Origin of the sequence: Bradyrhizobium sp. BRP22, assembly GCF_020194175.1 — a bacterium.
Taxonomy (GTDB): Bacteria; Pseudomonadota; Alphaproteobacteria; order Rhizobiales; family Xanthobacteraceae; genus Bradyrhizobium.
Genome location: NZ_JADYVX010000015.1, coordinates 50,702 through 70,872, shown reverse-complemented (window position 1 = coordinate 70,872; position 20,171 = coordinate 50,702). Strand labels below are relative to the sequence as shown.

At 64.7% G+C, this 20,171-nt stretch carries 18 protein-coding genes and 1 pseudogene; 7 read left to right on the top strand and 12 right to left on the bottom strand.

Features of this window, described 5'->3' with window-relative positions:
* Positions 1 to 57 precede the first annotated feature (57 nt).
* From I6F35_RS19825 to I6F35_RS19790, 8 genes are all read right to left on the bottom strand, one after another.
* Entirely contained in the window at positions 58 to 1,125 is a 1,068-nt protein-coding gene (locus I6F35_RS19825) for a threonine aldolase family protein (RefSeq protein WP_225119353.1), read from the bottom strand.
* A gap of 188 nt (positions 1,126 to 1,313) precedes the next feature.
* Positions 1,314 to 1,931 (bottom strand): 30S ribosomal protein S4, encoded by a 618-nt coding sequence (gene rpsD / locus I6F35_RS19820; protein WP_225119352.1) that lies wholly within the window; start codon positions 1,929 to 1,931, stop codon positions 1,314 to 1,316.
* 312 nt (positions 1,932 to 2,243) lie between these two features.
* Positions 2,244 to 3,017, bottom strand: a complete 774-nt coding sequence (locus I6F35_RS19815; protein ID WP_225119351.1) for an acyltransferase — start codon at positions 3,015 to 3,017, stop codon at positions 2,244 to 2,246.
* Between the two features lie 339 nt (positions 3,018 to 3,356).
* Positions 3,357 to 4,133 (bottom strand): aldolase/citrate lyase family protein, encoded by a 777-nt coding sequence (locus I6F35_RS19810; protein ID WP_225119350.1) that lies wholly within the window; start codon positions 4,131 to 4,133, stop codon positions 3,357 to 3,359.
* A gap of 65 nt (positions 4,134 to 4,198) precedes the next feature.
* The gene (murI, locus tag I6F35_RS19805) at positions 4,199 to 4,984 is read right to left on the bottom strand and encodes a glutamate racemase (RefSeq protein WP_225119349.1); all 786 of its coding nucleotides are present in this window, start codon (positions 4,982 to 4,984) and stop codon (positions 4,199 to 4,201) included.
* A gap of 171 nt (positions 4,985 to 5,155) precedes the next feature.
* A complete protein-coding gene (gene purB, locus I6F35_RS19800; protein WP_225119348.1) occupies positions 5,156 to 6,463 on the bottom strand; it encodes an adenylosuccinate lyase in 1,308 nt (435 codons plus the stop codon).
* Between the two features lie 313 nt (positions 6,464 to 6,776).
* Entirely contained in the window at positions 6,777 to 7,430 is a 654-nt protein-coding gene (locus I6F35_RS19795) for a response regulator transcription factor (protein WP_225119347.1), read from the bottom strand.
* Positions 7,430 to 8,800 carry a histidine kinase gene (locus I6F35_RS19790; RefSeq protein ID WP_225119346.1) on the bottom strand — a complete coding sequence of 457 codons (1,371 nt, stop codon included), beginning with the start codon at positions 8,798 to 8,800 and terminating at the stop codon, positions 7,430 to 7,432. Before I6F35_RS19790 ends, I6F35_RS19795 begins: the two co-directional genes overlap by 1 nt.
* Positions 8,801 to 9,062: 262 nt before the next feature.
* On the opposite strand from I6F35_RS19790, the gene I6F35_RS19785 reads away from it, so the two are divergent.
* The 6 genes and pseudogenes from I6F35_RS19785 (at position 9,063) to I6F35_RS19760 (ending at position 14,344) form a co-directional block, all read left to right on the top strand.
* Positions 9,063 to 9,824 carry a MotA/TolQ/ExbB proton channel family protein gene (locus tag I6F35_RS19785; protein ID WP_225119345.1) on the top strand — a complete coding sequence of 254 codons (762 nt, stop codon included), beginning with the start codon at positions 9,063 to 9,065 and terminating at the stop codon, positions 9,822 to 9,824.
* Positions 9,814 to 10,485, top strand: a complete 672-nt coding sequence (locus I6F35_RS19780; protein WP_225119344.1) for a hypothetical protein — start codon at positions 9,814 to 9,816, stop codon at positions 10,483 to 10,485. The genes I6F35_RS19785 and I6F35_RS19780 overlap by 11 nt, the downstream gene beginning before the upstream one ends.
* Positions 10,482 to 11,089, top strand: a pseudogene (locus I6F35_RS19775) (hypothetical protein). Before I6F35_RS19780 ends, I6F35_RS19775 begins: the two are co-directional and overlap by 4 nt.
* A 423-nt stretch (positions 11,090 to 11,512) precedes the next feature.
* Positions 11,513 to 12,109, top strand: a complete 597-nt coding sequence (locus I6F35_RS19770; protein WP_225119343.1) for a TetR family transcriptional regulator — start codon at positions 11,513 to 11,515, stop codon at positions 12,107 to 12,109.
* Between the two features lie 92 nt (positions 12,110 to 12,201).
* Positions 12,202 to 12,942, top strand: a complete 741-nt coding sequence (locus tag I6F35_RS19765) for a metallophosphoesterase family protein (RefSeq protein ID WP_225119342.1) — start codon at positions 12,202 to 12,204, stop codon at positions 12,940 to 12,942.
* 4 nt (positions 12,943 to 12,946) lie between these two features.
* Complete coding sequence (locus I6F35_RS19760; RefSeq protein WP_225119341.1) at positions 12,947 to 14,344, top strand: bifunctional serine/threonine-protein kinase/universal stress protein; 1,398 nt, start codon at positions 12,947 to 12,949, stop codon at positions 14,342 to 14,344.
* Here the strand turns inward: I6F35_RS19760 and rpe are convergent.
* Positions 14,341 to 15,042, bottom strand: coding sequence for a ribulose-phosphate 3-epimerase (gene rpe, locus I6F35_RS19755; protein ID WP_225119340.1), 702 nt, complete (start codon positions 15,040 to 15,042; stop codon positions 14,341 to 14,343). The genes I6F35_RS19760 and rpe overlap by 4 nt on opposite strands.
* A gap of 255 nt (positions 15,043 to 15,297) precedes the next feature.
* Here rpe and I6F35_RS19750 point away from each other — a divergent pair, with 255 nt between their 5' ends.
* Positions 15,298 to 16,071, top strand: a complete 774-nt coding sequence (locus I6F35_RS19750) for an EF-hand domain-containing protein (RefSeq protein ID WP_225119339.1) — start codon at positions 15,298 to 15,300, stop codon at positions 16,069 to 16,071.
* A 10-nt stretch (positions 16,072 to 16,081) separates the two neighbouring features.
* Here the strand turns inward: I6F35_RS19750 and I6F35_RS19745 are convergent, their stop codons facing one another.
* From I6F35_RS19745 to I6F35_RS19735, 3 genes are read right to left on the bottom strand one after another with little or no spacing between them, the layout of a single operon-like run.
* Complete coding sequence (locus tag I6F35_RS19745; RefSeq protein ID WP_225119338.1) at positions 16,082 to 16,288, bottom strand: KTSC domain-containing protein; 207 nt, start codon at positions 16,286 to 16,288, stop codon at positions 16,082 to 16,084.
* A 54-nt stretch (positions 16,289 to 16,342) separates the two neighbouring features.
* Positions 16,343 to 17,338 carry a P1 family peptidase gene (locus tag I6F35_RS19740; RefSeq protein ID WP_225119337.1) on the bottom strand — a complete coding sequence of 332 codons (996 nt, stop codon included), beginning with the start codon at positions 17,336 to 17,338 and terminating at the stop codon, positions 16,343 to 16,345.
* A gap of 51 nt (positions 17,339 to 17,389) precedes the next feature.
* The gene (locus I6F35_RS19735) at positions 17,390 to 20,128 is read right to left on the bottom strand and encodes a PAS domain S-box protein (RefSeq protein WP_225119435.1); all 2,739 of its coding nucleotides are present in this window, start codon (positions 20,126 to 20,128) and stop codon (positions 17,390 to 17,392) included.
* Positions 20,129 to 20,171 lie beyond the last annotated feature (43 nt).

Genomic DNA, 20,171 nt, shown 5'->3' with positions numbered 1-20,171 from the left:
CGAAGCGTAATCCGGGGAAACTGTCCCGGATTGCTGCGCTCCATCCGGGCTACAAATCTATGTTCTGCGGACGATTTCCCGCACCAGCCCGACGGTTTCCTCGATCATGTCGGCGGTCACATCGAGATGCGTGCAGGCCCTGATCCGGCCGTCCATCATCGCGAGCAGCACGCCGCGCCTGCCGAGTTCGGCGACCATGTTCTCGCCAGCGACGCCCGCGTTATCGGGCTTGAAGAAGACCAGATTCGTCTCGGGCTGTTGCACCTCGATGCCGTCGATCTGCGACAGTCCTCGCGCCAGCGCCCTTGCATTGGCGTGATCGTCGGCGAGGCGGTCGACGTGATGGTCGAGCGCGTAGATGCAGGCGGCGGCGCAGATGCCGGCTTGGCGCATCGAGCCACCGAGGCGCTGCTTCCAGCGCCAGACCTCGTCGATGAACTCGCGCGAGCCGGCGATGACGCCGCCGATCGGCGCGCCCAGCCCTTTCGAGAAATCAATCCAGGCCGAATCCCAGCCCGCAGCCATGTCGCGCGCGGAAATGTCTGTGGCGACGCAGGCATTGAGCAGCCGCGCGCCGTCCATATGGGTGGCGAGCCCGTGGGCTTTCGCGATGCCGACGACCTCGTCCAGCGCGGCTTTTTTCCAGATCGTGCCGCCGCCGATATTGGCGGTCTGCTCGACACTGACGAGAACCTGCGGCGGCTGGTAGCGCGAGCGCGGATGCAGTGCTGCACGGAACGTCTCCGGCGCGAACTGGCCGTCGTCGCCGGGCAGCGGCGTGATCTGGAAGCCGCCGAGCGCGGCATGCGCGCCGCCTTCGCGGGCGATGATATGGGCGGTCGCATGCGCCAGGATCTCATCGCCCGGCCGGCAGTAAGCCAGCGTCGCGGCGACATTGCACATGGTGCCTGAGGGCATGAACACTGCGGCCTGCTTGCCGAGCAGATCGGCAACGCGCTCGCACAGCAGGTTCACGGTGGGATCATCGCCGATCTGCTCGTCGCCGACTTCCGCCTGCGCCATCGCCTCGCGCATCGCAGGCGTCGGGCGCGTCTGGGTGTCCGACAGCAGGTTGATGCGGACGGGCGGAGCTTTTGGATCGCGCGGGGTGGGGGTGTAGGACACGGACTTTCTCTTTGATTGACCGCTTCATGCCGGGGCGTTCCTGGCCATCCACGTTCTTCGTTGCGCGATGACCATAAGGTCATGGATGCCGGGGACAAGCCCGGCCATGACGAAAACGAAGCGACGTTAATCAAACAAAAAGGCCCCGGACAAACCGGGGCCTTCGATATCTCGAACTCTGCGTCCGATCAGCGCGAATAGAATTCGACGATCAGATGCGGTTCCATCTGCACCGGGAACGGCACATCGGACAGGCCCGGAACGCGGATGAATTTTGCGGTCATCTTGGAGTGATCGACTTCGATGAAGTCGGGCACGTCGCGCTCGGGAAGCTGCGAGGCTTCCAGCACGGTCACGAGCTGCTTGGAGGCTTCCTTGACCTCGATGACGTCGCCCACCTTCAGCATATAGCTGCCGATGTTGACGCGGCGGCCGTTCACCTTGATGTGGCCGTGGTTGATGAACTGGCGCGCGGCGAACATCGTGGGCACGAACTTGGCACGGTAGACCACGGTGTCGAGACGGCGCTCGAGCAGGCCGATCAGGTTCTCACCGGTGTCGCCCTTTAGCCGGCCGGCCTCGACATAGAAGGCGTGGAACTGGCGCTCGGAGATGTTGGCGTAGTAGCCCTTGAGCTTCTGCTTGGCGCGGAGCTGCACGCCGAAGTCGGAGAGCTTGCCCTTGCGGCGCTGGCCATGCTGGCCGGGGCCGTATTCCCTGCGGTTCACGGGGCTCTTCGGGCGGCCCCAGATATTCTGGCCCATGCGGCGATCGATCTTGTATTTCGCCTCACTGCGCTTTGTCATCGCGTCCTCTTCAGGTCAAAGTTGGGTTTGAGGAGACGCGCCCTCCTGTGTACCCGGCCTTGGGGCCCGGTACCGACAGATCCGCCTCGAAAGCTCGGGGACGAACCACGGGTCGCGAAACGCTTCGCGGGCCGAAACCGGCCCGCGAGCAGGGGGCTTTTAGGGGAAAGCGGGCCATTCTGTCAACGAAAGAGGTGGCTTTTCACAGCGTTTTCGGGCGACGTGGATACCGGCTCGCGTGAAGGAAACGTGTCAAAACGAGAATCCAGAGCTCGGGTTCTTGATTCAATCAGAACCGAAGCTCTGGCGCGGTCAGGTCGCAATCGCCCGGACTGGACGTTCGGCTTGCTCCCGATCGGCCCGCAATTCCGCGGCTATCTCGGTGTTCAGCACCTGTTCCAGCCGGCACAGCGTCCGGGCGATGAGGGCGGCGTCGGTAACTCGGTGGTCCCAGCGTAGCACCACGCTGATGGTCCCGTCGGCCTCCATGCCGTAGCTGAGAACGAACGGTCCTGGGGTCAGGGCGTGGAGTTCCCCCGGACCGATGGCCGCTACCGACGTCACGGAAAAGCTGCCGAAGTAATTGGCGCGCTGGCGTCCGTGATTCAGCCCGATCCACCAGATCAGGCGGCGCAGCGGCAGCGGCAGGCGGGTGGCCCGCAGCGCCTTTCTGAACGCCGCCACCTCCTCGACCGGCGCCTGTTTGGCGTGCTGGATCAGGGCGTCGATCTCGGCGAGCGGCTTGGCCTCCGGAGTGCTGATCTTTTGCGGCAGCACGCAACTCTCGCCCTCTACGACCCGGGCGATGGCGACGCTCGCGACGCTGCGCGGCAGCTCATAGAAACCCGGCGACGGCCATTTGACGTAGAGCGTGCGCAGCACCGGCTCGTCCTTCGCCACCAGCGCAAAGGCTTTCACGAAAGTCGCAGCCCAGCCGGGTGGCCGGGCAAGCGCCGCGCGGGCTTTCACCAGATCCTGGACGTTCAGGAGGCGCGTGAGCGACACGAAGGGGATGTCGAGCGACGCATGCATCAGGTCGGCGATGAAACAGCGCGGGACTGAGATTTTTCGAGCTGTTCCGCGCATTACTCCGCCGGATGGTCCTGCATTCAACAATCAGAGGGCTGGCCAGGCGGAATATCCGCTCGGCAGGCCTGAACCGAGCATGAACCAACGGCCTTGCCGCCGGTAGGTTCTGGCGCATGATCGCGAAAGATCGCGCGAAAACAAGGAACTAAAGCGAAACGACGATCTGGGATGTCATCGCGCTTCAGGATGCCGGCTTGGCCAGCGGCTCGCCTGTCTTCGTATCGCGGATGGCCCACGCAGCACATAGCCGGTTTCGGCGCCGGGATGGGTGTGGCGTCCCGCCGCACCGCCCGCCGGGAGGAACCTTGCAGTGTGCTCGCGGGACGCGAAGCAATGCTAGCGCTTGATGCCCGCAAAAGCCGCGGCGATGCCGCGCTGGAGCAGCGACCAGTCGAAGCCGAGGGCGAGCGCGACATAGCCGCGTTCGATCATGGCGTTGGCCTGCTCGGCGGACCGCGCTACCCCGCCGATCGGCACACCGCTCTTGAGGATACCTTCCTCGGCGCGCTGCATCAGCGCCTGCACTTCGGGATCGTCGGGGAGGCCGCGTTTGTTGATGGAGGTGGCAAGGTCGCCGGGGCCGATCACGGCGACGTCGATGCCGGGGGTGGCCATGATCTCGTCGATCCGCTCGACCGCCTCGACATGCTCGATCGTGATCATGCAGATCATGTCGTCATCGGCAGTGGCCATGTAATCCGCCATCGAGACGCCCCAGCGCAACGGCGCGTGGAACGGGCCCCACAGCCTGTCGCCCTTAGGCGGATAACGCACGCTGCGCGCGGCCTTCTCGGCCTCAGCGCCGCTGCAGATCATCGGGAAATTGATGCCGAGCGCGCCGATGTCCATCGGCGCCTTGGCGAGCCAGGGCTCGTTGGCCGCAATTCGCGCCATCGGCACGCATGATGTGCCCGAGGTTGCCACGATCATCGCATGCGCGGTGCCAAGATCGATCGGCCCATGCTCGAGGTCGACGATGATCCAGTCGAGCGACTGCGCCATGATCTGCACGGTCTGGATGCTCGGGATGGTGGCAATCGCGCCGAAGGTTGGGCGCTTCTCTCGCCATTGCTGTCGCAGCCGGTTGAGGGGAGTTGGCGTCGTGGAGGTCAATGCAGAACTCCGTTGAACGTGCGCGTGCCCGCCAAAACTATCAGCGCCGTATGGCGGCGGAAAGTTCAGGCCGGGATCCGGCCGCCGAAAAACGGCATCAGCGCGCGGCTCCGCAAATGCGGACGGTTGGAAGTGAAAAGCATTTCAGGGCCGGCCTCGTCTCTGACATCGCCGGGCGGGCCGAGCAGATCGGAAACGCGGCGCGCGATGGCGGGTGCCGGGTCGATCCAGTCGACCGGCCATGGCGCGAGCCTCACCAGCCGATCCAGCAGCAAGGGGTAGTGCGTGCAGGCGAGCACCACGGTGTCGGTGCGGGCCGCGCCGTCGACAAAACAGGGCTCGAGTTCAGCGGCGATCGCGGCGTCGCTGACCTCCTGGCCGCTCAGCGCCGCCTCCGCCAGCGAAGCGAGCTCGCCCGAGCCGACCAACGTCACCTCGCAGCCCTGCCCGAAATCATGGATCAGCTTGCGCGTATATTCGCGCTTGACCGTGCCCTTGGTGCCCAACACGGACACGCGCTTGGTCTTCGAACTGGCGCAGGCCGGCTTGATCGCGGGCACGGTCCCGACGAAAGGCAGGTCATAAGCGTCACGCAGGTGTGACATGACGAGCGTGGAGGCGGTATTGCAGGCGATCACGACCAGGTCGGGCGCGTGGCTCGTGATCAAGTCGCCGACCAGCGGCACCACGCGTGCGATGATCTCCGCCTCGCCGTGGTGGCCATAGGGAAAGAACGCGTCGTCGGCGACATAGACGAAATGCGCGTCGGGCCGGGCGCGCACGATCTCGCGCAACACCGTGAGCCCGCCAAGGCCGGAATCGAATACCAGAATGGTTGGGGGAGCTGCCACGGTTCCACCTTATCCCATTCCAGCGTTACGATTCAGTTGATTTGAGGGCGACGCCGGCGTTTGGGACGCGGGTGAAGGCCTTATAGTGATTGCCATCGCCTTCATCGGATCGGAGGGCCACCGGAGCAGCTCGCTGCAACGCGGCAAGCACCCGAGTGGACTCGCTGCCGCTCAGGCTTCGCCGAACACGCGCCTGAAGATCGTGTCGACGTGCTTGAGGTGATAGCCGAGGTCGAACTGCTCCTCGAGTTCGGCCTCGCTGAGATACTTCCTCACGTCCGCGTCTTTCTTCAGCAGCGTCAGGAAATCGCCTTCGCCGCGCCAGACCGGCATGGCGTTGCGCTGCACGAATTTGTAGGCGTCCTCGCGGCTGGCGCCCTTTTGCGTCAGCGCGATCAGAACCCGCTGCGAATGCACCAGACCGCCGAGCCGATCGAGATTCTTCTGCATGTTCTGCGGATAGACCAAGAGCTTCTCGATCAGGCCGGCGAGGCGGACCAGCGCGAAGTCGAGTGTCACGGTGGCGTCCGGGCCCATCATGCGCTCGGCGGAGGAATGCGAGATGTCGCGCTCGTGCCAGAGCACGACGTTCTCGAGCGCGGGCACTGCGTAGGCCCGCACCATCCGCGACAGGCCGGAGAGGTTCTCCGACAGCACCGGGTTGCGCTTGTGCGGCATCGCCGACGAACCCTTTTGCCCTTCCGAGAAGAACTCCTCGGCTTCCAGCACCTCGGTGCGCTGCAGGTGACGGATTTCGACCGCAAGGCGCTCGATGGAGGCGGCGATCACGGCCAGCGTCGCGAAATACATCGCATGGCGATCGCGCGGGATCACCTGGGTCGAGATCGGCTCCGGCTCGAGTCCCATCGCCTTCGCGACATGCTCTTCGACGCGCGGGTCGATCTGCGCAAAAGTGCCGACCGCGCCGGAGATCGCGCAGGTTGCGACGTCCTTGCGGGCGGCGACGAGCCGGGCGCGGGCACGGGAGAATTCCGCATAGGCGTAAGCGAGCTTGAGGCCGAAGGTCACGGGTTCGGCGTGGATGCCGTGGGAGCGGCCGATGGTCGGCGTCATCTTGTGCTCGAAGGCACGCTTCTTCAGCGCGGCCAGGACCTTGTCGATATCGGCGAGCAGGAGGTCCGCGGCGCGGGTGAGCTGCACGTTGAGGCAGGTGTCGAGTACGTCGGAGGACGTCATGCCCTGGTGCACGAAGCGCGCCTCGGGACCGACGATCTCGGCGAGGTGAGTGAGGAAGGCGATGACGTCGTGCTTGGTCTCGCGCTCGATCTCGTCGATCCGCGCGACGTCGAAGGTTGCGTCCCGGCCCTTGGCCCAGATCGTCTTTGCCGCCTCTTTCGGAATGACACCGAGTTCCGCCAGCGCGTCGGCCGCATGCGCCTCGATCTCGAACCAGATCTTGAAGCGGGTCTGCGGCTCCCAGATCGCGGCCATCTCGGGACGGGTATAGCGGGGGATCATCGAAAACTCCGGAACGTGCAGGGCGGGTTCGCCAAGCGACTCCCAGCCGGTTTGTTTTTACGCCGTGCTTTAGCAAATCGATCCCGTAGAGGCCACCGATTCCAGCCTTCCGGATGAGGAAAATGGGACTCTCGGCGTGCGAGCGGATGGATCTGATCCACGAAGTCCTGTCATTCCCCGCGAAGGCAGGAATCCAGTACGCCGCGGCCCCTTGGTTCAAGCACTGGCGTCTGTGGAATACTGGATCGCCCGGTCAAGCCAGGCGATGACGGCAGCCACCCATGCTCCCACATCGCGCGATAGATTGCCTGTTCTACAGGCTGGTCAATCCGCACTCGACGGCAAGGCGAACGAGTTGCGCATCGGTCCGCATCCCGGTCTTGGTCTTGATCAGATAGTGATAGTTTTGAACTGTCTTCGTGCTGAGATTGAGGTTTGCGGCAATCTCCTCCGTGGTCGAGCCGGCAGCCAGTTGCCGCAGGATCTCGATCTCCCGTTCTCCCAATTGGTCAAGGACGGACCCTGAAGGCGTCAGGCTTTCCATCGCCAGGACATGGGCGATGTCGTCGCTCATCGCATGTTCGCCGCGCGCAACGGAACGGATCGCCCCGATCAGCACGGTTGGTTCATTGCTCTTGGTGACATAGCCGCTCGCCCCGGCGCCGAAGGCCGCCTTCACCAGCGCCGCCTCGCTATGCATGCTGAAGACGAGAATGTGCGCGGTCGGGTCGCGCTGCCGGATGTTGCGGATCGCCTCGAGGCCGCTCGCTCCCGGCATCGATATATCCAGTACGACAACGTCAGGAGCGTATGCCTTGAATGCGCGATAGGCGTCGGCGGCATTGTCGGCTTCGGCGACGACGCGGAAGTCGCCTTGATGCTCCAGGACGCGCCGGTAGCCTTGCCGGACCACGGGATGGTCGTCGACAAGCAGGATCGAAATGCCGCTGGTCTGCGACGCCGGCATCAGGCGGCAAGCGGGATCATGGCGGCGACGCTCAGACCGCGCCTTGCGCGCGCGATCGACAGCGAGCCGCCAAGAGCGGTTACGCGCTCGCGTACTCCGATCAGGCCGAAGCCCGCAGACTGCGCCACCTTGGCGGCATCGCCGCCGCCGTCATCCTCGACGCGGACCAGCAGCGCATTCTCCACGCCCGTCCGCCGCTCGATCCGGAGCACGATCTCGCGCGCCGCACCGTGGCGCAACGAGTTGGTCAGGCATTCCTGGGCCACACGGTAGGCGGTTGCGGCGACGGTGCCTCGCACGTCGGCGAAATCGCCCTTGAGGTCGAGCTGGATCATCGGCTGCGTCGCATTCTGCGATCGCCAGCTATCAACCAGATTGATGAGGCTCGCCTCCAGCCCGAGTTCCTCGGCGGGCGGGTGGCGCAACCGGTTCAGGGTGCCGCGCAGGCAGGCCATGATGTGCAGCGTGGCCTGCGAGATCATCCGCGCATCCTGCGCGACATCGCCTCGGTCCTGCTGCTTCGCGCTGGCCGCTTCGATGGTGTTGGCGAAAGCGAGAATCGCCGACAGGTTCTGCCCGAACTCATCGTGCAGTTCGCGCGCGAGGACGCGCCGTTCGTCGCTGCGGATTTCAAGCAGCCGGCGGGTCAGGAGGGCCCGTTCTTCCCTGGCCTGCGCGAGGCGATCGCCGAGCTCGCTGACCGCTTGCCCGATCATGGCAAGTTCCATCGATCGGAAGCGCGGAAGCGATGTCCGGTATTGGCCATGCGCCATGCGCTGCAGTGCGGCAACGATCGATTGCGCGGGAGCCAGCGCATGCGCGATCGCGAGCGAGGCGAGCAAGGCGATGGCCACCGCCATCAGCAGCGCGACGTGGACGTTATCGAGGATGTGCTGCCAGGCGAGCGAGATCGCGGCGTCGGGATCGGCGATAGCCGAGACCGTGCCCGCAGTGACCGAGCGCGCACTGATCGGTCGGGCCACCGCGGCGTGGCCGCCAAGGAATGTCTCCACGGCGGCGGCAAACCAGTGTGGTGGCGATGCGCCGATCCCCTTGCTCTGGCCGCAGAGCGGATTCTCGAACTCGCCCTTCGGCTCAAACTGGACGCAGACGCCGGGCGAAATCAGGCTCATGGTCTGGGTGGTGCGCCATTCCGGCAAGGGCAAAAGGTGCTCGCGTGTCCTGTTGCCGCGCAGCAGCAATTCGCGCCAGTACAGCGCCTCCAGCGCCTGCGAGACGCGCTCGGCGGATGCAGCCGTGGCGCGGTCGACGCTCTGATAAGCGTCGATCGTCGCCCAAACGGTCGCGCCTCCCAGACACAAGATGACGATGACGAGCAGACGGGCGACGAGCTGGAGCACCAGGCGCATGCGATCACTCCGCGGCTTCCAAAGCGTTTTCCAGCGAAGTGGGTACCGGTTCGCGTCGAGAAAACGCGCCAAAACAAGAATCCAGCGTAACAGCACCGCTATTCGACGCCAATTGCAAGATGGCAGGCGGGGCGCAGCTCGGGAAATTTTCCCAATGAATCGCGGGCATATGTCTTTGGACGCAACCTGCCGCCTCGGATTAACAAGGCCGGGGGACCGTTTGCGGGCCGTCTCTCTTGGCCGCCCTCAGGGAGGGAGCTGCATGAGTGCCACGGTTGGCGCCGAGACTGTATTGCCCGGCAAGGACACTTCCGAGCGAAGCGTCCTGCTGTTGTGGATGATCTTCACCGGGCTCTCGATTTTTGCCGCCGTCTTGCTGTGGCGATACGGGTTGCTCCGTCTCATGGTCACCTCGGACCGCACCTATATTTCGACGCTGATCGCCGTCCTCTATGTCATCACCTGCTGCCACTGCTTCTGGCGGACGCGCGCGATCGCGCGCGAAGGCGAAGCGGCCAGGCGCTGCCGTGCGATCCTCTCGGCTCCCGGCGCCGCGAGGCGGCTCGACGACGATGCGCGGGTTTTGCCGGCCGGGCTTGTCAGCGATCACATCCGCAGCCTGGTGAAGAAGGCCGCAGCACAGGCCGCCGGACGCATCGATCAGACGTTGCTGCTGAGGTCGCTAGCGGACCGGTTGCGCGGCTCCAATGCCTTCGGCGCATTCGTTTCCGATACGCTGATGAAGCTCGGTCTGCTCGGGACCATCATCGGCTTCATCATCATGCTGGCGCCGATCGCGACCCTCGATGCGGCCGACAAGGTCGCGATGCGATCGTCGATGGGCCTGATGAGCGACGGCATGGCGGTGGCCATGTACACGACGCTGGCCGGCCTGATCGGCTCCATCCTGGTCAGGATCCAATACTACATGCTCGATGCCGCCACCCAGCGGGTGTTTTCCGATGCCGTCATGTTGACCGAGACGCACGTCACCCCGGCCTTGGAACACCATCATGATGGATGAGTTCGGCCTCTATCCGCGGGAGGAGCACTTCGATCCGCTCGGCGTGATGCTGTTCAAGGCGCTGCAGGTCATTGCCTTCCTGTTCTTCCTCGCGCTGCTTGCGGTCTCGCCGGAGTCGAAGGAGGGCAAGATCGACTCCAAGGCCGAATTCATCATCACGATGGACTGGCCGGACAATCACCCTGATGACCTCGATCTGTTCGTGCAGGATCCGGCGGGCAATATCGCCTGGTACCGTCGCCGCGAAGCCGGCTTCCTCACCCTCGACCGCGATGATCGCGGCGGCGCCAATGATTTCATCGTCGTCAACGGCAAGAAGATTGCGTCGCCGATCCGCGAAGAGATCGTCACGGTGCGTGGCATCATCCCCGGCGAATACACCGTCAACGTCTCGCATTTTCAGGCGACGACCGGGCAGCCGGTCACGGTGAGCGTGAAGGTGCAGAAACTCAATCCGACCGCCCAGGTGATCTTCGACAACAAGCTGATGCTCGATCACACGGGCGACGAAAAAACCGCGCTGCGCTTCTGGCTCGATGGCGAAGGCAAGGTGGTTGACGTCCAGCAGCGGCAGAAATCGCTGATGGAGACCTTCCGCAACGTTCGCGCGAACGGCGCGGATCTCGATCCGAAGACAGGCGTCAGGATGTCTCGCCCGTGAACAATCTGCAGTCCGTCATTCTTACGCTCTCGATCAGCTACGCGCTGATCGGCGCGCTGTTGCTGATCGTTTTGGTCTATGCCCGCTTGCCTTGGTCGGCCAAGGCCGTCGCCGTGGTCGTGACCAGCGCGTTCTACATTGCGAGCTTTATCGGCGTGCGCGGCCTGTTGGGCTGGGCGAGCATTGACAGGGTGCCGGCCTCGTTCAAGCTCTTGCAGGCACGCATCGTGGAGCCGCATTCGCTCGAGGGCGACCCGGGCTCGATCTATCTCTGGGTCGAGGCGCTTGACGACGGCAATCGGCCGAGCGGCATCCCCAGGGCGTACCGTATCCCATACAGCGACTCGCTGGCGCAGAAGACCGACAAGGCCATCAGCGAGATCGCCGCCGGACGCCCCCAGGGCGGGCGCGCCGCCGATTTCGGCAGCGGCGAGGGCGGCCTGATCGCGGCGGCGAGGGAGTACATCACCCCGAATGCCGTGATCGAGACGTCGGGCGGCGATCCCTCGACCGGCGGAGCGCTGATGGCCGCCCCGGGGCCGGGCGACGAGGTGTCGTTTACGCCACTGCTGCCGCCCGAATGCCGCCCAAGGACCAGCAATAGGTGTCATGATACCGGTATGACGGCCTCGGGATGGAATGCATCCAGATCACGGATTATTGAGTAACAGATATTGAAATCTGTCAGTCAGACTTGCTATATCCATTTTCGGACGCCGGGTGGGGCGCCCTGTGGCTCGCAGCCGCGAAAGGTCTGATCCGGGAGAGTTACGAGTACCGGTTTCAGGCAAGGCGAGGGCCACGGACTTGCCGGAGACTATGACAATGACAATCGAGATTTTACATTTGACCGAACAAATCCAGCGCTGGCTCAATCAGCAGGTGGCTCGCCACCTTGCTGCCCAGGCGGCAAAGCTGGCCCGCTAAACTGGAAACCAGGATTGCCTGAATGACCGGCCGGGCCGTTTCGTGAGTGCGCGTGACCGCCGGAATGGAAATGCCCAACAGGTGGGGATAGGGTGAAGCCATGAACGAAGCAGTCGTCTTGACTCCTGAGCGAATCCTGGAGGTCACCGAGGACGTCCTGCGGCGTTATGGGATTGCCAAAGCAACCGTGGTGGACGTTGCACGTGCGCTCGATGTGAGCCACGGCAGCGTCTATCGGCACTTCCCGAGCAAGGCTTCGCTGCGTGAGGCCGTGGCAAAGCGATGGCTCGACCGGGCCAAAGCCCCGTTGCAGGAGATCGCGGCGAGTAGCGGCCCTGCGAAAGCGCGGCTCGATCGCTGGCTGCGTACACTGTTCGCGACCAAACAAGCCCGCTTTGCCGACGATCCCGAGATGTTTCGCACCTATCTGACGCTGGCGCGCGAGGCCTGTGTCGTGGTCAAGGGGCACAAGGACTGCCTGGTGGACCAGATCGCGCAGATCCTGTCCGACGGTGTCGCGCAGGGTGTATTCGAGGTCGATGATCCCAAGGCAACGGCTCGCGCGATCTTCGAGGCGACGAGCCGCCTCCATCATCCGGCCCATTCCGACGAATGGGGCGAGCCGGAGCTGCAGGAGCGCACGGACGCGTTGCTGGCACTGTTGTTCCGCGGGCTCGAGGCCTGTCCCAAGCGCTAACTCCCAGTCTATTTGCGGGCGCCTTCCGCCCGTGTTGATATCCATCAAAACCAATGCGGTTGGGCCCGCCAGAATTGGCTGGGGAGGACGATGTGCGGCTCGCGCTGTTTGCGGACATCCACGGCAACCGGCAGGCGTTTAGTGCCTGTCTCGAGGCTGCGCGTGCGCAAGGCGCGGAAAGATTCATCCTGCTCGGCGATTTGGTCGGCTATGGCGCCGACCCCGAATGGGTCGTCGACACCGTCAAGGCGCTAGTCGAGGACCGCGCGGTCGCCGTGCGTGGCAATCACGACAGTGCCATCGGCATCGACAACGACGCGATGAACGCCGAAGCCCAGGCGGTGATCGAGTGGACCCGTGGCAGGCTCGGCGCGGCGCAGCGGCGCTTCCTCGCCGAACTGCCCCTGATGCATCAAGAGGACGACCGCCTCTACGTCCATTCCGAGGCGTCGAGCCCGACCAAATGGCGCTACGTGCGCGATGCTTCGGACGCCGCGCGCAGCATGATGGCTGCGGACGCCCAGATCACCTTTTGCGGTCATATCCACCGTCCCGCGCTCTATTCGATGTCGTCGACGGCGAAGATGACGAGTTTCGTGCCGACCACGGGCGTAGCCGTGCAACTCCTGGCCGGCCGGCGCTGGCTTGCGGTGCTCGGCTCGGTCGGCCAGCCCCGCGACGGCAACCCCGCAGCCGCTTTCGCCATGTTCGACACCGAGAGGCGGGAGATCACCTATCATCGCGCGCCCTACGATATCGAGGCGGCGGCGGGGCGGATCCGCGACAATGGCCTGCCGGACTGGCTTGCCGATCGCCTGTTTGCCGGCCGATAGCGCGATGGCGAAAATCTCCATGCAGCCGGGCACGATCCTCGATGGCTTCACCATCGGCGAGTGCGTGCATCGCGGCGGCATGGCGACGCTGTGGAGCGTCACCCATCCCGGCATCGACGTGCCGCTGCTGATGAAGGTGCCGCGGGTCTCGGAAGGCGAGGATCCCGCCGCCATCGTCAGCTTCGAGATGGAGCAGATGATCCTGCCGCGATTGTCGGGGCCGCATGTGCCGGCCTGCTTCGGCACCGGCGATTTCGCGCGCCAGGCCTATGTCGTGATGGAGCGCATCCCGGGCCAGACGCTCTACAAGCGGCTCGACGATCTGCCGATCGCTTACGAGGAGGCGAGGGGGCTCGGGATCAAGATCGCCTCGGCCCTGTCGGCGCTGCATAGGCAGAGCGTCATCCATCACGACGTCAAGCCGAGCAGCATCATGTTCCGCGAGAGCGGCGAGGCGGTGCTGATCGATTTTGGCCTGTCGCATCACGAACATCTGCCCGATCTCCTGCAGGAAGAATTTCGCCTGCCTTACGGCACCGCGCCCTATATGGCGCCGGAGCGGCTGCTCGGGGTGCGCGACGATCCGCGCAGCGATTTGTTTTCGCTCGGCGTGCTCCTGTATTTCTTCACCACCGGGGTGCGGCCGTTCGGTGAGAGCGAAACGCTGCGCGGCATGCGCCGGCGGCTGTGGCGCGATCCCTATCCGCCGCGCAAGCTCAGGGCCGACTATCCGCCCTGGCTGCAGGAGATCGTACTGCGATGTCTGGAGATCGAGCCCGCCTGGCGCTATCCGACCGCCTCGCAGCTCGCCTTCGATCTCGGCAACCCCGACCAGGTCAAGCTGACCGCGCGCGCCGAACGGCACGAGCGCGATCCGTTCGCGACGGTGATGCGCCGCCGCTTCAATCGCGGGGCGTGGCAGCCGAAGCCGAAGTCCGACGTTGCCGTGCAACTGGCGTCGAGCCCAATCCTGGTGGTTGCGATCGATACGACGGCGACGTCGGGCCCGCTGAACGAGGCCCTGCGCGTCACCACGGAGCGGATTCTCGCAACCCTGCCGCAAGCCCGGCTCGCTTGCGTCAACGTGCTCAAGCTGGGCCTCGTCACCATCGACCGGACGCTGGATGAGAAGGGCAACAACAAGCATGTCGACCGCCTGGTCGCGCTGCGGCACTGGGCGTCCTCGCTGAAGCTGGACGAGAACCGGCTGTCGGTGCATGTGCTGGAAGCGATCGATCCCGCCGCGGCCATCCTGGAATTCGCGGAGGCCAATCAGGTCGATCACATCGTGATCGGCGCGCGGCAGGATTCCATGCTGCGCACCTTGCTGGGCAGCGTCTCGGCGAAGGTGGCGGCGGAGGCGCCGTGCACGGTCACCGTGGTGCGCCCGCGTTCGAGCTAGATCGCTTCGCCGCGCGCCAGCGCCGCCGCATTGCGGATCGCGGCGATGTTGGCCTTGTACGCCTCCATCGTGCCGCCCTTGAATACGGCGGAGCCGGCGACAAACGCATTGGCGCCGGCCGCCGCCAGTTCTCCCGATACATCGGGCGCGACGCCGCCATCGACCTCGATGTCGATCGGCCGTCCCGCGGTCATCGCCCTGATGTCGCTGACCTTGCCGAGCACGGAGCGGATGAAGGCCTGGCCGCCGAACCCCGGATTGACCGTCATCACCAGCACCAGGTCGATCAGATCGAGCACATGCTCGATCGCACCGGCCGGCGTCGCCGGATTGATCGAGACGCCCGCCTTCTTGCCGAGCGCGCGGATCGCCTGCAGCGAACGATGCAAGTGCGGGCCGGCCTCCGCATGCACCGTGATGTGGTCGCATCCCGCCTTCGCGAACGCCTCGAGATAGGGGTCGCAGGGCGAGATCATCAGATGCGCGTCGAAGATCTTCCTGGTGTGCGGTCGCATCGCCTTGATGACATCGGGGCCGTAGGAAATGTTCGGCACGAAATGCCCGTCCATGACGTCGAGATGGATCCAGTCGGCGCCGGCCTGGTCGACGGCACGGACTTCTTCGCCGAGCTTCGAGAAATCCGACGCCAGGATCGACGGCGCGATCACCAGCGGACGTGGTGTGAAGGACTGGGACATGGACGTCTCCCAAGGCATCTCTGTAGCGAGCGGGATGGCTCCGCCTAACATGCATGCTGATGCCGGGCAATGCACAGGAGGGAAGTCGCGGGCAGGAAAAAACTGCCGGAGCGGCAGCAATTGCCGGCTTCCACGAAGGCGTTTGTGTGCGCGAAATGCCGATTTTAAAGGGCTTTTCGCCATGGCACGACGCTTGCTCGCCAGCCGCGCAGGTGTTGGGCCGCCGCTCACGCGGCATTGTCGGAGTTCCCTCTCATGCTGTTCGCCCTTGGCGCTGCGTCGTCGGCCATCGATCTCCTGAAGTCGCTGACGTCGTCGAAGACGTCGCAGGCAAAGCCCGCCGGCCAGACCCAGGACGCCGGCAAGATCTTCGATATTTCCGGCAGCGCGTCGGCTTCGACAGGCGCGGCCCCAAGTTCCGGATCGGCCGGCAGCTCTGCGCCGATCGCGCCGGAGACGATGAGCGCGCTGCTCGATGCGCAGAGCCAGGCTTCGACCGGCACGGGTGCCTCGACCAAGAGTCGCTCGGATGCGCTGAACGATTTGTTTGGGCAGATCGATGGCGACGGTGACGGCAACATCACGAAATCCGAATTCGAGGATGCGCTCGGCGCCGGCGGGACCAATCTGGCGAAGGCCGATGACGTGTTCTCCAAGCTGGATAAGGATGGCGACGGCAACGTCACGCTCGGCGAGATGTCTTCGGCATTGAGGGGTGGAGCCCGCCATCACTCCCATCACGCTGGCGGCGGCGGCGGCGGCAATGCCGATGCGCTGATGCAGGCGCTCGACGGCACCAGCACTTCGGTGACCAACAGCGATGGATCGGTCACGACCACCACGACCTATGCCGACGGATCGAAGGTGACGGCGACCTCGGCTGCGAACCCGTCCGCCGCGGGGGCTGCGACCTCGTCGTACAATTTCGTCGACCGGCTGGTGCAGCGGTACGCCGTCGACCAACTGGTGCAGCAGCAGGCCAAGCCGATCTCGGCGCAGGCCTGGGCCTCGCTCTCGGTCAATGCATGACAGATCGCGTTTAAGCCAATTGCTTGAGTTCGCGGTAACGGTAGCGATCACGTATCTCGTGGTTGAAGAACTGGCCCTTTGAGAATGCCTTGCCGAACGCCTGGGCCACAGCAGGCGGAACATCCTCATAGATGTAGCGGCGTCCAGTAACGAAGACGACCAACAACTCGCTTTTTTCGGCGTCGTAGCGGAAGAAGCGAATGACAGTGGATGGCATTGCGGCACCCGAGCTGGAACCCGCAGCCTCAACGCATGTCGCTGAATTCCGTTGCTAGCCAAAGCGATCCTGCCAGCTCGGCAATGCGCCGGGAAAGGGCAGCGTGGTCGCCGCGTAAACACCGCGCGCGATCGCACGGGCCACGGCGTTGGCGGCATGCATGCCGAGCTCGGTGAGGCCGAACAGCGGATCGATCGGCTTCTCGCCGGTCGCCGCCGCAAACACCACGTCGCCGTCGAGCGGCGCATGCACCGGATAGATCGCCCGCGCCATCCCGGTCTGCGCGATCATCGCCAGCCGCTTGGCCTGTGACTTCGTCAGCGCGGCATCGGTCACGACCACGACTAGCGTGGTGTTCTCGCCGGACGTCGCCGCAGGGCCGCCCTTCAGCCGCGCCTTCAGCATGTCAGGCGTGAACGTTGCAGGCAGACCGCGTCCGCCGAATTCCCCGTCGACCTCGAAGGGCGCGGCCCAGAACCACGGGCCGTCGCCAACGGTGACGGTGCCGACCGCGTTGACGACGGCAAGCGCGGCAACGATGACGCCGTTATCGGTTTGTATCGACGCCGAGCCTAACCCGCCCTTCAGATTGGGCGTGGTCGCGCCCATGCCGGCGCCGGCGCTGCCGAGCCGAAAATCGCCGCCGGCCGCCGCCGCCGCGGCATAGGCGAGATCGCGATAGGGCGGGAATCGTCCCCACGCCTTGTTGCCGCCGTTCAAGAGATCGAAGCAGATCGCCCCCGGCACGATCGGGATCACGGCCTCGCGAATGCGCAAGCCGCGGCCTTGCTCGGCAAGCCAGGCCTGCACGCCGCCGGCAGCATCGAGGCCGAGCGCCGAGCCGCCGGACAGCGCGATCGCGTCGACCGCATCGACGGTGTTGTGCGGCTGCAGCAGCGCATCATCGCGCGTGCCCGGGCCGCCGCCGCGCACGTCGATCGACGCCACGGCAGGTTTGTCAAAGATGATCGCAGTGACGCCGGAGGCGATCGCGGCGTCATCGGCGTGGCCGACGCGGACGCCTGCGATGTCGGTGAGGAGATTTTTCAATGTGCACGTCCTCTTGTCTTATTGATCGATATAGAAGCCGAACCGCAGGCATCAACCGCCAAGCGCGAGCCTGATCATCTTGGCAAGCTCGGACTTGCGATAGGGCTTTGCCAGCAAGAGTACGCCGGAATCGAGTCGCCCGTGATGCACGATCGCGTTCTCGGTATAGCCCGACGTGTACAGCGTCTTGAGTCCGGGCCGCCGCTTCAGCGCCTCGTCGACGAGTTGGCGTCCGTTCATGGCGCCGGGCATGATGACGTCGGTGAACAGCAGGTCGATCGGCGCGCCGGTATCGATGATGTTGAGCGCCTCGGCGGCGTTGGCGGCCTCGAGCGTCGAATAGCCAAGGCTTGTGATCTGGGTCACGACATATTTGCGCACCAGCGCGTCGTCCTCGACCACCAGGATGACTTCGTGTCCGCCGCGAACATCGGCGGCCTGCTGCACTTCCGCGACGGTCTGGCCGAGGCCGGTCGCGCGCGGCAAGTACATCTTCACCGAAGTGCCGTGGCGTTCCTCGCTGTAGATCTTGATGTGGCCGCCCGACTGCTTGATGAAGCCGAACACCATGGAAAGCCCAAGCCCGGTGCCCTTGCCGACTTCCTTGGTGGTGAAGAAGGGATCGAAGACTTTTTCCATCAGATGGGCGGGAATGCCGGTGCCGCTGTCGCTGACGGCCACCATGACGTAATGGCCGACGGTGACCTCGCTATGCATGCTGGCATAGCCCTCGTCGAGATAGACGTTGCGGCTTTCGAGCGCCAGCTTGCCGCCGCGGGGCATGGCATCGCGCGCGTTCAGCGCGAGATTGAGGATCGCCGTGGTGAGCTGGTTCGGATCGACCATCGCGGTCCAGGCGTCCTCGGCCAGCATGGGCGTGACCTCGATATGCTCGCCGAGCGTCGGGCGCAGCAGCTTCGCCGCTTCCAGGATCAGCGCGTTGATATCGACCTCGACCGGCTGCAGCGGCTGCTTGCGGGCGAAGGCGAGCAGATGCTTGGTCAGATTGGCGCCGCGCTCGGCGGCTTCGTCGATCAGCCGGGCGATGGCGACGAGGTCGGGCCGGTCGGCGACCGCTTCCTCCAGGATGCCGATGGTGCCCGTGATCACGGTCAGGATGTTGTTGAAGTCATGGGCGACGCCGCCGGTGAGCTGGCCGACCGCGTCCATCTTCTGCACCTGGCGGATCTGCGCTTCCGCGGCCTGCTTCTCGGTGAGGTCGCGGCCGATGAAGAAGTAGCGCTTGACCGTCTCGGAATAGGTCGCGGACCAGTTGAGCGAAACGATCTCGCCGTCCTTGCGGATCAGGCGCGTCTCGAAACTGCGCTTGCTCTGGCGGTGCCGCGCGGCGCGCATTTCGTCGCGGGTATTCTCGAGATCGTCAGGATGAATGAATTCGACCGCGGAACGACCGACCATCTCAGCGGGATCGTAGCCCAGAATGGTTCTGGCGCTCGGACTGACCTGGACGAAGTTGCCCTGCTTGTCCGTCACCGACAGGAAGTCCTGCGAAGCCTCGAAGATGTGCTGCCGCTCTTCGATCTCCTGGCTGAGCGCCTTCTGCGTCCGCCTGCTTTCGGTGATGTCGTGCGCGATCTTGGAGGCGCCGATGATCTCGCCCGTCGCAGAGCGCAGCGGCGAGACGCTGAGCGAGACGTCGATCGGCTTGCCGCTCCTGTGCAGGCGCTGCGTCTCATACTGCGCGAGCTTCTCGCCGCTCTGGACCCGCTTGAGGATGTCGTTGATTTCGCCGCGACGGTCGGGCGGCGTGATCATGTCGATATGCTGGCCGACCGCCGCGGCCGCCGGATAGCCGAACAGCCGCTCCGCTGCCGGATTCCAGCCGGTGATGGTGCCGTCGAGCGACTTGGTGATGATGGCGTCGTTGGAGGATTCCACGACGGCGCTGAACAGCCGCTCGCGCTCGGCGTGGTGGTCGCGCTCGGTGGCAGCCTGGCGGCGGACCACGCCCAAGAGCCGCGACATCTGCGCCTGCAGCGCGACGTTGTCGACCAACAGCACCGCGAGCACGAAGCTGGCGGCGCATAATCCGTAGACGCGTCCGGCATAGAAACCGAGATCGAATCTCGCCACGTTGAGCATCGCCGACAGCGCGATGTCGAACAGCCAGGCACACAGCACGACCATGAGCCAGACGTCGATGACGGAATGTGGTTTCCGGAACCATAGCGCGGCCAGCGCGGCGCCACAGAACAACAGCACCGTCGAGACCACGCCGATCATGACCGGCGTGTAGTGTCCGCCGCTCAACAGGACGGGTAGGCGGTCGTGCTGGGCGGTGACGATCCAGGCGAACACCGCCATCGTAATGACGACCGCCGCAACACTGCCAATGATCGCCGATATCGTCGAGCCGCGGATCCTGGCGCCGTCATGTCCTTTCGAAAGCGCATAGCCGAGCACCATCAGCGGGAAGAAGCCGTGCCAGACCATGTAGAGCCAGACCGTGGTCTGCGATCCGGCTCCGAACAGGCCCGTCGGCGCGAACAGGCCTGGAAAGGTCAGCGCGTGGGTGATCGCGGCCGCGGCCGTGAAGAGATAGCCGGTCGCGAGCAGCAGCATCGCGCGCGAGCGCAGGATGGCGAACTGCGAAAACAGCAGCACCGCGGTGATGAGATCGCTGATCGTCAGCGCAGACTGGTAGCTCGCCACGAAGGCCGGTACCGGCGTAAGCGGCATCCCGGCGAATGGTATCGCGATCGCGAACAGCACGGCCGAGACCACGACCACCGCCAGCGCCGCGTTGCGGTCGCCACGCGAGGCCGGCATGGTTGAAAGGAAGAAGCTGCGGTCGTTACCCTTGAGCACTTAT

What these genes read in the sequence shown, in the direction of transcription:
- rpsD (WP_225119352.1), bottom strand. Translation starts at nt 1,931, where the DNA reads ATGACAAAGCGCAGTGAGGCGAAATACAAGATCGATCGCCGCATGGGC.
- I6F35_RS19815 (WP_225119351.1), bottom strand. Translation starts at nt 3,017, where the DNA reads ATGCGCGGAACAGCTCGAAAAATCTCAGTCCCGCGCTGTTTCATCGCC.
- purB (WP_225119348.1), bottom strand. Translation starts at nt 6,463, where the DNA reads ATGATCCCCCGCTATACCCGTCCCGAGATGGCCGCGATCTGGGAGCCG.
- I6F35_RS19795 (WP_225119347.1), bottom strand. Translation starts at nt 7,430, where the DNA reads ATGCCGGCGTCGCAGACCAGCGGCATTTCGATCCTGCTTGTCGACGAC.
- I6F35_RS19790 (WP_225119346.1), bottom strand. Translation starts at nt 8,800, where the DNA reads ATGCGCCTGGTGCTCCAGCTCGTCGCCCGTCTGCTCGTCATCGTCATC.
- I6F35_RS19785 (WP_225119345.1), top strand. Translation starts at nt 9,063, where the DNA reads ATGAGTGCCACGGTTGGCGCCGAGACTGTATTGCCCGGCAAGGACACT.
- I6F35_RS19780 (WP_225119344.1), top strand. Translation starts at nt 9,814, where the DNA reads ATGATGGATGAGTTCGGCCTCTATCCGCGGGAGGAGCACTTCGATCCG.
- I6F35_RS19770 (WP_225119343.1), top strand. Translation starts at nt 11,513, where the DNA reads ATGAACGAAGCAGTCGTCTTGACTCCTGAGCGAATCCTGGAGGTCACC.
- I6F35_RS19760 (WP_225119341.1), top strand. Translation starts at nt 12,947, where the DNA reads ATGGCGAAAATCTCCATGCAGCCGGGCACGATCCTCGATGGCTTCACC.
- rpe (WP_225119340.1), bottom strand. Translation starts at nt 15,042, where the DNA reads ATGTCCCAGTCCTTCACACCACGTCCGCTGGTGATCGCGCCGTCGATC.
- I6F35_RS19750 (WP_225119339.1), top strand. Translation starts at nt 15,298, where the DNA reads ATGCTGTTCGCCCTTGGCGCTGCGTCGTCGGCCATCGATCTCCTGAAG.
- I6F35_RS19745 (WP_225119338.1), bottom strand. Translation starts at nt 16,288, where the DNA reads ATGCCATCCACTGTCATTCGCTTCTTCCGCTACGACGCCGAAAAAAGC.
- I6F35_RS19735 (WP_225119435.1), bottom strand. Translation starts at nt 20,128, where the DNA reads ATGCCGGCCTCGCGTGGCGACCGCAACGCGGCGCTGGCGGTGGTCGTG.